Source organism: Mycolicibacterium wolinskyi str. Jessa 2025 (genome assembly GCF_049241375.1).
GTDB classification, from domain to species: domain Bacteria; phylum Actinomycetota; class Actinomycetes; order Mycobacteriales; family Mycobacteriaceae; genus Mycobacterium; species Mycobacterium wolinskyi.
The window spans coordinates 6,077,654-6,091,038 of record NZ_CP185960.1 but is presented as its reverse complement, the minus strand read 5'-3'; the positions used below and the strand labels follow the sequence as shown (position 1 = coordinate 6,091,038).

General features: G+C 63.7%; 9 protein-coding genes. 4 read left to right on the top strand and 5 right to left on the bottom strand.

Translation table 11 applies throughout. From position 1 onward, the window contains the following. Positions 1-11: 11 nt before the first annotated feature. The 4 genes from ACOI2T_RS30160 to vsr all read left to right on the top strand — a co-directional run bounded on the left by ACOI2T_RS30160 (position 12) and on the right by vsr (position 3,983). Positions 12-1,517, top strand: coding sequence for an alkaline phosphatase D family protein (locus tag ACOI2T_RS30160; protein WP_409502185.1), 1,506 nt, complete (start codon positions 12-14; stop codon positions 1,515-1,517). Positions 1,518-1,572: 55 nt separating this feature from the next. Beyond that, positions 1,573-2,589, top strand: a complete 1,017-nt coding sequence (locus tag ACOI2T_RS30155; protein ID WP_409502370.1) for a PQQ-dependent sugar dehydrogenase — start codon at positions 1,573-1,575, stop codon at positions 2,587-2,589. Positions 2,590-3,327: 738 nt separating this feature from the next. Further along, on the top strand, positions 3,328-3,462 hold the full coding sequence (locus tag ACOI2T_RS30150) for a hypothetical protein (protein WP_409502184.1): 135 nt from the start codon (positions 3,328-3,330) through the stop codon (positions 3,460-3,462). 134 nt (positions 3,463-3,596) lie between these two features. After that, on the top strand, positions 3,597-3,983 hold the full coding sequence (vsr, locus tag ACOI2T_RS30145; RefSeq protein WP_421874975.1) for a DNA mismatch endonuclease Vsr: 387 nt from the start codon (positions 3,597-3,599) through the stop codon (positions 3,981-3,983). Here vsr and drmB read toward each other — a convergent pair. From drmB to ACOI2T_RS30120, 5 genes are read right to left on the bottom strand one after another with little or no spacing between them, the layout of a single operon-like run. Beyond that, positions 3,980-5,890: a DrmB family protein gene (gene drmB, locus ACOI2T_RS30140; protein WP_409502182.1), complete on the bottom strand. Its 1,911-nt coding sequence runs from the start codon at positions 5,888-5,890 to the stop codon at positions 3,980-3,982. The two genes, vsr and drmB, sit on opposite strands and share 4 nt — an antisense overlap. Then, complete coding sequence (locus tag ACOI2T_RS30135; RefSeq protein WP_409502181.1) at positions 5,887-9,387, bottom strand: helicase-related protein; 3,501 nt, start codon at positions 9,385-9,387, stop codon at positions 5,887-5,889. The genes drmB and ACOI2T_RS30135 overlap by 4 nt, the downstream gene beginning before the upstream one ends. Continuing rightward, entirely contained in the window at positions 9,384-11,087 is a 1,704-nt protein-coding gene (locus ACOI2T_RS30130) for a nuclease-related domain-containing DEAD/DEAH box helicase (RefSeq protein ID WP_409502180.1), read from the bottom strand. Before ACOI2T_RS30130 ends, ACOI2T_RS30135 begins: the two co-directional genes overlap by 4 nt. Next, entirely contained in the window at positions 11,084-12,598 is a 1,515-nt protein-coding gene (locus ACOI2T_RS30125; protein WP_409502179.1) for a DISARM anti-phage system protein DrmE domain-containing protein, read from the bottom strand. The genes ACOI2T_RS30130 and ACOI2T_RS30125 overlap by 4 nt, the downstream gene beginning before the upstream one ends. Continuing rightward, entirely contained in the window at positions 12,595-13,062 is a 468-nt protein-coding gene (locus tag ACOI2T_RS30120; RefSeq protein WP_409502178.1) for a hypothetical protein, read from the bottom strand. Before ACOI2T_RS30120 ends, ACOI2T_RS30125 begins: the two co-directional genes overlap by 4 nt. Positions 13,063-13,385: the final 323 nt, after the last annotated feature.

Here is a 13,385-nt window from a genome sequence, read left to right as displayed (position 1 = left end):
GACACTTCTCCGTGTCGCTGTCTCGTCGCACCGTGCTCAGGGGTGCGGTGGCGTTGGCGGCATTGCCCGTCGCCGGCTTCACCGCCGATCGTCGGCTCCATTCCAGAGACCCTTTCACGCTCGGTGTCGCCTCAGGTGAGCCGACTTCCGATGGCGTGGTGATCTGGACGCGGCTGGCGCCCGACCCCCTCGCCGATGACGGGCTCGGCGGTATGCCGGCACGGGCCGTCGACGTGGAATGGGAAGTGGCTGCCGACGAGCGGTTCACCAGCATCGAGCAACGCGGAATAGCGACGGCCGCACCGCAATACGCGCACAGCGTGCACGTTGAGCTGGCCGGCTTACGCCCCGGCCGCGATTACTTCTACCGATTTCGCGCGGTCGGCCACCTGTCACCGGCCGGGCGTACCCGCACTGCGCCCGAGCCCGGATCGCTTGTGCCGCTGAGCCTGTGTGTCGCTTCATGCTCGAACTACGAGCAGGGCTGGTTTACGGCTTATCGCAGGCTTGCTGAGGAACGTCCCGATCTCGTTGTCCACCTTGGTGATTACCAGTACGAGTACGCCGCCCGTGATGGCGGTGTGCGGCGCCACGCCGGGCCCGAGACTACGACGCTCGCGAACTACCGGCAGCGGCACGCGCAATACAAGACTGACCCGGATCTGCAGGCCGCGCACGCTTCGGCGCCATGGCTCGTGGTGTTCGACGACCATGAGCTGGCCGACAACTGGGCCGGTGATGTGCCCGCCAAATCGCAGGCTGGGTTCCTGGACCGCCGAGCCACAGCGCTGCGGGCGTACTACGAGAACATGCCGCTGCGCCGGTCGTCGTTGCCGCACGGTGCCGACATGCAGCTTTACCGGCGCGTGCACTGGGGCGCGCTCGCGACGTTCCACATGCTCGACACCCGTCAATACCGCACCGATCAGGCGTGTGGTGACAGGATCTCTGACTGTTCAGCTGGTCTGGATTCGGCTCGGTCTCTCACCGGTGATGCGCAGGAACGATGGCTGCTCAACGGTTTTCAGCAATCCCGGGCACGCTGGGACATGCTTGGGCAACAGGTCTTCTTCTCACAGGTGGATCTGACGCCCGGGCCCGGCCGCGGCGTCAATCCCGATGCCTGGGACGGTTATGCCGCCAACCGTGACCGTATCGTCGCGGGGCTCGTCGACTCGCCCGTGCGCAACGCCGTCGTCCTCACCGGCGACATCCATTCTCACTGGGCCGCCGAGGTGCGGGACCGGTCCGGGGCGACGGTCGCGACCGAGTTCGTCACCACCTCGATCAGCTCCGGCGGCGATGGGTCAGCCGATACGCGCGCCGCGGTGCGTGCGGAGAATCCGCACATCCGGTACTTCGCCGACCGGCGCGGCTACATCCGTGCGCGCATTTCCGCCGACGAACTGCGTGCGGATTTCCGGGAGCTGCCCTACGTGACACGGCCCGACGCTGCGGTGCACACCGGGGCGTCGTTCGTGGTGCCCGACCGAGAGCGCGCATTGCACGCGCTGTGACGCGTCTCGGGGTCATACTGCGTGTGTGGCTGTCCGCAGATCTTTAGCCCGCGCGGTGGTCGCGGTTGCCTGCAGCGTGATGTTGGTGATCGCGTGCGGCAACGACGTCGAGTCGCGCGGTGAGCCTGCTGGCGGACTTGCTGAGATCGCGACGAATCTTGATGTGCCGTGGGGTATCGCGTTTCTGCCCGATGGCAGTGCGTTGATCGCCGAGCGGGACAGTGCCGCGATCAAGCATCTGGCGGCTGGTGTGGTTCGCGACGTTGGCTCCGTCGCCGGGGTGGCGGCGCGTGGCGAAGGCGGTCTGCTCGGGCTGGCCACTGCGGGTGCGACCGTGTACGCCTATCTGACGACCGGTGAGGACAACCGGGTGGTGCAGATGCGCTTCGACGATGGGACGTTGAGTGCTCAATCGCCGATTCTCACCGGCATTCCCGCGGGTTCCCGCCACGACGGCGGACGAATCGTGTTCGGCCCGGACGGCAAGCTGTATGTCGCGACGGGCGAAGTTGGCGATCCACAGCTCGCCCAAGATCGAGCATCGTTGGGCGGCAAGATACTTCGCATCAATCCCGATGGTTCGGTACCAGCGGGCAACCCGGATCCGGCGTCGCCGGTGTGGTCATACGGCCATCGCAACATTCAGGGATTGGCATGGGACTCCGCCGGCCGACTCTGGGCCACGGAGTACGGCGCGAATCGGGTCGACGAACTCAACCTGATCCGGCCGGGAGTCAACTACGGCTGGCCGATGGCCGAAGGTCGTGCCGGGACTGAGGGTTTGGAGGACCCGGTGATCGAGTGGGGCACCGACGAAGCGTCGCCCTCGGGGTTGGCGTACTTCGGCGGCTCACTGTGGGTCGCGGCGCTCCGCGGTGAGCGGCTATTTCAGATCCCGGTCGCGGGTGACGGTTCCGTCGGTGCCCCGGTTCCGTTGTTCGTCGGACAGTACGGGCGGTTGCGCACAGTCGTTCCGGCGCCCGACGGGACGTTGTGGTTCTCGACGAGCAATCGCGACGGCCGGGGGAGCGCGCGTGCGGGTGATGATCGGATTCTGCAGTTTCGGCCTTGAGCGTGTTGGCTATCGCGCCATCGAGAGTGCGCGCGCTTTCTCCAAGAACTCGCGTTCATCTGGTGTAGCCGCGGACAGGGGGGTAGGTGGAGCATCCGGTGACCCGGGTGCACCGAGGAAACGAGCGGTCCCGCGATGTCCGACGCGCAGCGGGGTTTTGTAGATGTGGAATGCAGTTATCGGTCAGCGGCGTCTGCGAAAGCTGCGACTAGCGGTCAGCAGTCCACGCAACGTTCGCGAAGGATGTTGTGCTGTGCCACGGACTCCGGGCAGGGGAATGCGGCTTTCCTTGTGCCTGAGCGGAGTTCGGCAATGCGAGCGATGACCTGCTCATAGCTGAGGCCGGTCTCGGCGAGCAGTCATCCGATCACCGTGCTGGTGCGGCCTTTACCGTGCGACAAGAGGCCCTTTCTGGGCTTCGAAGAATAGGATAGTGCAGAAATTCGTCAGGACCGACCTCCTCAGAAAAATCATAGAAGATGACCGCCAAGCCGTATCAAGCCGAACTGCTCGAACACCTCGACGCCGAACGGGCCTGCGCGACCGACACCGCAAGCTGATCGTCGCCGCCACCGGCAAGATCGCCAGTACTTCGGCATCCGTGACGGCACCGATCTGGTGGAGCTGCGGTGGAAGCGCGGCGGGTACGGCTTGGCCCACCGGTGTGGCCCAGCGCGAAGGGCCCCTGGGCGATCAGCTTGCGGCGGAGCGCTGATCGCACCAGCCCACAACGTGCCGGTGCCTGACTGGAACAACATCGAAGAAATTCGCTGTTACGCAGATCTGGCGGAAGCCGCTGCCACGCTGGTGGATGAGTCCAAATCGCCCAACATCCAACATGACTCGGTGATCACCACGCCTGAATCACGCTGATTTCGGCGTCCAATACTCCATCGGACACTGTCCAAGCATCGCGGGACTGAAAATGCAGGCCCGACGCCCCGGAGTATGCTTAACGCGTGTCACCGACGGGCTCCTGGGCCTCGAGTCCGGGACGACGACGCAATATGCAGGCGAACCGTTCGCGAGACACCAAACCAGAACTCGAAGTCCGCCGACGTCTCCATCGCCTCGGTCTTCGTTACCGGGTGGCAATCGCCCCAGAGCCCGGTCTGCGTCGCCGCGCAGACATTGTGTTCACGCGTGCACGTGTCGCCGTGTTCATCGACGGCTGCTTCTGGCATGGATGCCCTCAGCATGGCCGATCTAACTTCAACCACAACGCCGACTACTGGCCCACAAAGATTGCCGCCAACGCGGCTCGTGACGCAGACACGAACGCGCGCCTGAGTGAAGCCGGTTGGCTCGTCTTGCGGTACTGGGAACATGAGGACGCCATCAAGATCGTCGAGAACATCCGGGAGGCCGTCCGAACGAAAACCCGATTCCCCTAGGCGAACGAAGAGAAGTAGCCAAGAGTGGGGTCCGCAAACGTCCCGATCACGAGTCCGCGATCGAGGAAACGGTTGAACTCTTCGCAGCTGGTCTCTGGAAGTAGCGCGCAGCCGTGACAGGCAGCCAGGTTGCACGAGTCTGGACCCTGCCCCTTCTCGCCGGCATCCATGCAGACTGGGTCGGTCGAGCACCAGCGGGCGTCTGAGATTGCCGAGGCGAAGACGGAGCGCAGGTTGTCAGGACGCGCCATGCGAACCAGACCGCCCATGGTGCCCTCTGAGTCCCCAGCTGCCGTGTAGATCAAGAGCCCCGCCATCTCCCGCCTGCTGGTCGTGGAGACGTAGAGCCGCTCACGGAGCGACGCGGAGCTGTAGCCGCAGGCGAAAACCAACTCGTTGATGAGAAGGTGCGCGAGCGTATGCAATAGCACGAATCGCGGGGTAAGGGTGCGGTCCTGAAGACCGCGCTGCGAGGCGACCTGACCGTAGTGATCGGTCATCTTCTCGGCGCGGGCTTGGACTTCGGCGCGAGCCTCCCACACAGCGAGGCGCGCTGGGTCGAGCTCGAAATAGATACCCTCACCCTTGACGACGTAGGCAGGCAGCCAGTCCTGGACCGGTGGCAGCGGGTGTCGGCGTAGCAATGCCTTTCCGGCGCTCAACTTCAGCACGTCGTCTCTGACGCGGGTGAAGCCGCGCATTGCTCGGGTCTCACGAAGCACGTCGACGGAGCGGACGCGCTCCAGATAGGCATCGAGGTCGGTGTGGAGACCGGGGTCGGTCGCCGTCAAATAATCATCTTTCGGCGTCTCGCGGATGTGCTTGAACTCCGGGTAACGCCACTCGTCGTCGCCGGTGAGAAGCTCGGCGTCGGTTTCTTCGCCGGACTCCGGTTCTTCCTCGCCAACCCCTAGTAGGTCGCGGTACCCGGCGATGAGCTCCTCATCGGAAATGGGGCCAAACAATTCCGGCGGCACGTTCTTAAGGAGCTGTTCTCGGAGCATGTTCACGTCGAGTTCGGCGCCAAAGATGCTGTGCAGCGTGCGCATGGTGCCGCTAACAGCTGGATGCCCCATCAGCTCATGCATCTCTTCACTGACTGCCCCTTCCTTCCGCGGCAGATAGATCGAGGACTCGACCTTCGGAAAGTAGACGTTGCCGGCGGCGCGCAGGGCACCGCGCATTGGCTGGTCACATGCTCCGTCGAGTTTCGCTAGCCACGGGCGAGCACCAGTGCAGAGGTACGGGTCGTCGGGCGAAGCGAGCTGGTCGCTGAGGGTGGTGTGCTCTTCACCGTTGACGTAGCGCGCTTCGGTGATGCCCCGGAGGTTGCGCTCATTGCCGCAGGCGTCGCAAACGACCCGCTGCCCTTCCAGACCACCGCCGCCAAGCGACTTAAGGCGCAGTATCCCTGTACAGGTCGGCCGATGTGAGCGGTGCACCCACTTCTCAAAAGGGAAGTCGTCGAGGTGGCCAGCGTCGCAAACGGCAACAAATGGCACCTGCGACATCCGCGGCTTGTACTTCCAGTCGGCGTGCTTTCTGTCCTTGCAGAAGACCGATTGCCGCATAGTGAGCGTAGAGAGTTCGAGCCGCTTGCAGAACATGCAGAAGCACCAACGAGGGAAGCGGAGCACCGGCACGGTCAGCTTGACGTTGCGGTTGTCGTTGCCCTGTCCCTGGTAGCGGAAGTCGGGCGGCAGCCGAAACTCCGAAACCCGCAACCGTGCCTCAAGCCGCCAGTCGTGCTCCTGATATTCCTCGAGTGCCAGCGTGCTGGCGTCGTTGGGCTCATACCAATGGTCGAGACCCGCCGTGATGACCGACGTGCCGTTAACGAGCACGCTCATCGCACCCACGCCGAACGGCGTGACGAGCTGGGCTCGCCGCATTGCTCCGGTACTCATAATCCGTCCTCTGTGTGGGCATCGGCGTGGGCGTAGGCGAGGGAGATCGCCAGACGGCACTCGGCGTCGACGTTCCTCATGCTGGTGGGCACATCCCAGATGGTCGCTTTGCTGTCAAGGTCGGGCAGCGTGCCGGCGTACCGCATGAGGCCCTGCTTCGGGTCTCCCCACGGCGGCGGGTTGGCTTCCCACTGTGTCCGTTCCCAGCCGTCCCACTGACGGGCGCGCTTCTCAGCCATCTTCTCCAATACCGGTACCTCACCCTCGTCTGCGATGAGGGCGCGCTCGCGGAGCAGCCCGATTGCCTGATCGAACGCCTGCGCCGGGAACGGGTACGGCGCAAGGTCTCCGTCTGAGACCTGGCGGACGTACGCCACAGCGGCGGCGTGGAGCGCGCGGCGCAGCACCGGCGTGGCGAACGGCGTAACCGACGTGGGTTCAACCTGGGCATAGAGCTGCTGGTGGTAGGTGCGGAAGCGCTCGTAGTGGCTGCGATCTCTAGGCTTGGCGGCACCGTAAATGGTGATGACCAGGCCAGGGCTAACGTCGGCCCGGCGGCCGACGCGGCCAGAGACCTGGATGTACTGCGCAGTGGTCTTCGGCTGGCCGACGATGGTCATCAAACCAAGGCGGTCGATGTCGACCCCAACTTCGATGATGTTTGATGCGAGGCAAATGTCGATCGCCGCCTGACGCTCCTGTCCGGGCGCGTAGCGGACCTGCAATTGCTCGATCGCCTTGGGAATCTCGTCCGAGCGGCGGCGGGACGTCAGCTCCATGGTCCGGTTCGGCCAGCGGGGATCGATGCCATCGCGACGCACCAGACCCGTCAGGTAGTCAGGCACGTCGGACTCCAGCAGCGAGACGGTGTTGCCGAGTTCGCGCAGCGAGTTCAGGAAGTTGAGGTTGGTCCAGTAGCCGTCACGGTCATCCTCGGGCACCTTCGTGGCGCCCTGCAGGGTGGCGGCAGCGACCCGAGTCTGGACGGTCTGCATCGACCCGAGCGAGGCACTCATGATCCCCAAGTAACGCCGTCCCGGTTCCAGTTCCCCACTGGGCAGCCGGGAGGGCTCGGCGAAGAATGAGCGGCCTTCCTCCAGCCCATGCGGCGGGAATAGGGCGACGTCTTCGCGACCGAACAGTCCCTTGATCTGATCCTCGTAACGTCGGATCGTGGCGGTTGAGGCGATGATCTTGGGTGGGAGGGGGGTCTCGCCGCGGCGGTCTGTGCACAGCTCGTCGATAATTGGCTCGTAGAGCCCGACCATCGAGCCCAGCGGCCCCGAGATGAGGTGTAGTTCGTCCTGGATGATCAGGCCGGGCGGCGAAACTTCGCGCACGCCCCGCTCGCCGAAACCGAAGAGGTTCCGTGCCTCGGGACGCCACGCCATCATGGCGAACTTGTCAACAGTCCCAATGACGATCGAGGGACGTACCGCATAGATGTCTTCGTCAACGACGTGGATGGGTAGTCCGGCTCGGCGGGAGTAGCGGCACTGGGAGTCAACACACCGCAAGACGACCTTCTGCCCGACCTGCTCGTACCCAATGACGTCTTGCCCGCCCCTGCCCTTGGGTTTGGTGCCCATTTGGGTACCGCACCAGGGGCAGCGCAGAAGGAGAAAAAGGTTCTGCTCATGCGGGTTACGGCGCAGCTTCCCGAGTACGTCGACGGCCGTCTTCCAGCTATTCGGCGTCGATGATCCACCAAGCCAGATTCCAATCCCGAACGGCGAGGCTCCGAGCGAGTCCTGGTTGTTGTCGCGGATGTCTTCGAGTACGCACACCAACGAGGCAGCACGGAGGAACTGCTGGGCGGTGAGTAGCCGCAGCGTGTACCGCATCAGGGTGTCGGTCCCCGCATCGTCCGGGTTGCGGAGCCGCCGAGCCAACAAGCTGATTGCGCTGGCACCGAGGTATGCCTCGGTCTTACCGCCACCAGTCGGGAAGAAGATTAGGTCAACGAGCGAGCGCGTTTTCAGGGTCTGGTCAACCAGTTCGGGCAGGCTGGCGAGGATAAAGGCGATTTGGAAGGGTCGCCAGGTGCCTCTGCCCTCGGGGATATCCGGCGTGGGATGTGTTCCGTTGACGCGGAGGACATCATCCTTACCGCGCTCAACTTCGCGTAGCGGGAAGTTGGACCGCACCTGTTGGTAGAGCATGGCCTCATTGGCCCAGCGGAATGCCCAGGTCGCCCTGAGGTCCGACCCCACCAGCGCCCAACCTTCCTGCATCCGCTTGAGAGCGTCGCGAGCTAACTCCATGTGCCGAGTCGCTGCGGGGCGGAAGCGCTCAGGAAGGTCGTCTATCTCTGATGTCCGGGCCGCAATCCACTCGCTGTAGAGCCGAAGTACGTTTTCGACCTGCTGTTTACCTTCATCGGTGCCGTTAGCAAGCTCCTTCATACTGACCGTGATGGCCTGGCGCTGTCCTTCGGCGTCCAACAGGTAATTGCCGTGGTCGTCGGTCCTGTAGATGTTCGGAGTCAGGCTGACCACCTCGTAGGCGGGCAACGCGACTGCCTTCACGAACGGCACGGGGGACCCCGCACCGCCATCCCACTCGGCGGCGCAGCCGTGGCCGATCGCGTAGGTGCGCTTGTTGCGGTAAAGCAGGTCGATGGACTGCTCTTCGTCGTCTCGGTCAGGCAGCTCAACTTCTGGATAGGGCTCGATCACCAGACCCTCGGCAGCAACCGTGAAGCCCATCTGGAACAAGGCGCTTCGGGGTCCGGTGCCCACCACATTGTTGACCACGGCAACGGTGACGAGCCGTAGCTCCGGATTGTCCACACCCGGCACCGGTCGGCTGAACACCCGCGTCGTAGGAGTGATGCCGGGCGGGTCGCCCTCATGGACTGTGGGCACGACCTTGAGCCGGTTCGTTTCGTCCCGAAGCATGTTTCCCGGGACGGTGCCCACCAGCGTGAAGGGGCGGCGACGCCACCAGTCGACGGGCTTGCTGACACCTGGGATGTGGACAATAAGCCTCTCATAATGTGCGCCAGTCACCCGGATTCGCAGCGAACCGACCCCAGCGACACGGCACTGGAACGACATCGCCATGGCGGACGGTTTGAAGCTGTTTGCGTCGGCCAGGTCGAAGTCATCGGAGTCGGCCTCGTCATGACGCAGCGATCCCTTGATCTCGACTGGCGGGCCAGCAGGGTCATCCTCGCTGGTCGCTAGGCCGGGAACGCCGGTCAGGTCGACGTCGCCGCCATCCGTTGTTGTCGGTGCTTCGAGTGTGGTGCCTCCCCTGGCACCACCGCTGTAAAGAACGCCGATGCCGTAACGCGACAGCGGAGTCCCGATGGTAAGGATCTCCTGCTTGGTGGTCGCGTCATGGAACTGTCCTCTACTCTCCTCGGCAGTAGCGAAGGTGATCGTGCCACTCGCGCAGTCGAGGGGCTTCCCGATGGGTTCCTCGCCGAGGGGACCAAACAGTTCGCGCCGCAGCTCGGCCTCAATGATGCCGCGGGCTTCAAGTCCGCTCATACGTTGCCTCCTATGGTTTTCCGGAGTGTGTTCGTTTCAATGAGGGCGACTAGCCGGTCGGTGGCGCGGGTCATTCCGACGTAGAGCAGTGAGTCGAAATTGTCGGTGGGGGCTGCTTGGTCGAGGTCGGTGACGACGACGGCCGGCGCTTCCAGGCCCTTGAATGCATGGATGGTGGAGTACTGCAGCTGGCCGGGACGGGCTGGGAGTCCGTCGGCGGCTTTCAGGATCTGCCGTAGCCACTGGTCTTCGGTCGTGGCAGCAGTCGCACTTTCACGCTGAGGACTAAGTACGACGATCTCGTTCAGCTCGTAGCCCTCGTCCCTAAGCCCCCGGATGGCGGCCACGAGGAGCGCCGACTGGTCCTGACCTGCGTGGTATTGCAGAAAGGTTGGGTCGACGCCGTCATCGAGACGACGAAACTGCTGGTAGCCCGGCTGGAGGTGGCTTAGGAGGTTCACCTGGTAGCCAATGCGCGGACGGTTGCGACAGTTCTGCATTAGCTTGTGGCTTGTCAAGTAGGGCGCACGGGCGCGAAGTCGTTCGCGTCCGGTCTCGTTCTCGTAGATCGCCTGGCGCTCGAAGTCGCCGAACAGCAGCACCCTTCCTTCCTTCAGCCCGCCGTCGACCATGAGGTCGAGGACGTCGAGGTATGGATCGGTGGCGATGTCTTGGATCTCGTCGACGATCAGGAAATCGCTCGTCAGCGACATGTAGCCGTCGATGAGTGCCTCCATTGCGCGCTCCGGCAGTTCCTCGCTCCAAAACTCAGGTGCCGGATTAGCCTGGGCATAGGACAGCCCGGCGAGATGAAGCAGCTCCCGATGGAATGTGCCTACCGCAAGGCCGTCGAGGTGTCCCATCTCCCCGCGCAGGCGCTTGCCGAGAAAGCGGTTGAAGCACATCAGGCGTCCCCGCTTCCCGCTCGCCAGCTCGCGGCGGGCTGATTCCATGGCGAGGAACGTTTTGCCCGAGCCCGCTGGCCCCGAGAACAGCACGCTGCGGTTCTCAGCTGCGGCATCGAGCGCTAGGAACTGCTCCTCCACGAAGGACATCAGCTGGGACTCACGGGCCCGTCGCCGATCTTTTGCGACCGTTACCAGCTCGAACTTTGGGCGCAGCAGTCCAGCGATACGCTCGGCAGTTTCACCGTCGGGGCCGACGCCGCCATAGGAGAAGTACTTAATCTTGTCGTCGAGGTGCTTGGTCCCCGCAGCGAGCGTCCTGAGGACCGCTGCCGGTGCAGCTTTCAGGCTTTCGGAGTCCAGCACTTGCCAGTCGTGCCACTCTAGGTTTGTCGGCAGCATGGCGCGGGCGCGGACGCCGGTGAACCAGACAGCTGAGAGCATAGGCACCGAGCGCAGGTCGACACGTTTTTTCTCCAGGTACTCACGAAGGCTGTGCATCGCTTCGCGGGCCTGCTGGAAAGGGCCCCGAGCGGTTGGTGCATCATTTCCGAGTTTCCATGTCCCATCGCTGCGGCGGTCGATCGACTGGTGCGACTTGACCTCGATGACCAGGATGCCGGTATCCGGGACGATAACGACGAAGTCGGCCTCGCCTTCGACCTGACGCACATGATCCGCGATGGCCAGGGAGTGGAGCACGATCCAGTTGTCGGTCTGGGCTCCCGCTTTCAGCGCCGCATACACGGCCTTCTCGCCTGGGGGCGAATCGTCCGGGCAGAATGCCGGCATCATTCGAGCCACTTCCCACTCCGATCTTCAAAGGGCACCCTCGCATCGTGCTGAGACACGATCGATGAGAAAGGCGCAATTGCCAGAACGCGGGTCGCCAGGATGCCCCGGAACCCCTCGGTCTCCACGTCAAGGCCAAGATGACCCTTCGCCTCCAGCTGTGAGAGGTCGGCGGCGGACACCGCATCTTCGAGCTGCTTCCCGATCTCGGCGCTTACTTGGTAGAGCGTCTTACGCAGAAGGGTGGCGTAGCCAAAGGTGGGCTGGACCGGAATGCCGAGCCACTGCAGGAGTCGTTCGAAGTCCTGGTCGCTATGCGGGCGGATCAGGTTGGGGTTGGTCCAAGCCCGCGCCCGGTCGGCGGCCTTGACTCCTACTGCCCGTAGCTGCTTCACGACCTGCCGGTATCCGGCGCGACGAATTTGCTGAGTCAGCAGGTTTTTCCAGGTCTCCTGCGCCTCGTTGATCACTGCACCGCGGGCCAGGCGGGCAATTGCAGCCTGGTGCAGCGCGTTGCGCTCGGTTTCACCTTGCCGCAGCAGTAGATATGTGCCCGCCCGTACTGCTGGGACCTCTGTGTAGGTGACACGCTCGCCGGCGGGCTGTGCCGGGTCCAGGGAGCGGATTCTTTCCCCGTCGTCGAGCCAGATAGCGAGGTTGCCACTGAGCAGCACCTTGCGGGCCTCGACCTCCTCACTGGTCGGCTCACGTTCGGCATCCCCGCGGTTCCCCCATACCGGCTGCGGAAGGTAGTCACTCTCATACTCGGGCTCATCCGGCGGGCCGAGCTCCGGCGTGGTCGTGTCGCCTTCGGTGAAAACCTTGGCTTCGATTCGAATCGCCCCTTCGGCGTAGGCCGCGATGGCTGACCGGGGTACGTTGCGGTCACCGAACCAGGCAGGTAGCAGGAAGCTGACCCCGCTGGTGGCCGGGGCCGTTACCAGCGATGACGGGAAGAACCGGGGCGGTCCAACGACATATGCCTGTTCACGCCGGGGCTGGTCCCGGTCGAGTTCGCCTGCAGTGAGCACCAGTACGTCGCACTCGTGCAACCATGCCTCTAGCCCTGCCGCGGCGGGTTTGTTGGCAGCGATCACGACGGTGGAACTGGCACCAACCTCCTCGATAGAACAAAGCAGCACCTTCCCGACCATAGGATCGGTCGAAGCCACCAATTCGGCTGCGGCAGAGATCTCGTCAAGCAGCCCCTGGTCACCGATGGCCCCACGTAGACGTGCGGCGTTCTTGGTGACCTGTTCAGCCAAATAGAGCAGGCTGGGGTTGAACTCCAGAGGCTGGGGCTGGCTAATGTGCCGCCACCGGAGGGCCCTTGCGGCGCCGGCCAGGTCGTCGAGGTAGCCGCTACCTTCCTCTTTGAGCAGCACCATGAGACGGCGGACAGCAGCGTTGAATTGTGCTCCAACGAGATCCCCGACGGCGACGATCTCAACACCGCTACGAAGGAGGCAGGCAGAGGCGGCGTAGAGGTGGTTCACCGCATCGATTCGGCTCATAGCGCCACCGTGAATGCCAAGGCTTCGACTCCAGCAGGCGGGCGCCAGGCAAGGTCGTCCGAGAGCGACAAGGGCTCGCCACGAGTGTTGCGCAGCTGAATCACGAGTTCTGCTGCTGTCTCATCCGCAACGGAGCGATCCAGTACACAGATCACGACCAGTGCTTCAGTCTGGGCCAGGTACTTGATCGCTCCGTTCCCATCGAGAATTACTGCAGTCACGTCTTCCGGGATGGGCAGATGGTCTGCGAGCCTGGCTGAGGCATAGACCCTGGTGAACCAAGTTGCGGCCTGCCCACTCTGCGGCATGAGCAAAGACCCGATTCGGCTTGACGGCAATTGGTCGTTCTCCCGAGCAAGGTATGCTTCGAAGTCCTCCCTCAGCCATGCCAACGTGCCGACAATCGCCAGGTCCGCGGCTGGCTTGGCCAGGCGAGCATCCCAGGCCAGATCGAGCCCTGCCATTCGCTCAACGCTGCCTGGCTCCGGACGTAGTACACGTTCGGGTTGGTCAAACTCGTTGATTGGGGCAAGCGCTCGGATCCCGTCTACCCTCCAAGACGACCCGGCGAATCGAGCCCGGGGGGGTTGGACTCGTTCGTCTAGGGACGAGAAAACCCCGGTGATCACCTCACGGCTGTTGACAGCCCTGAGTGGTTGTCCCGGTTCCATCTCACGCAGAGTGTCCACGGGCTCCTTGAGAATCGGTGCCTCGCTTGCGAGGACCCAACCGCAACCGATCAGAGACGCTGCAAAATCTCGCTTAGGTACTGACAGAGCGATAACCA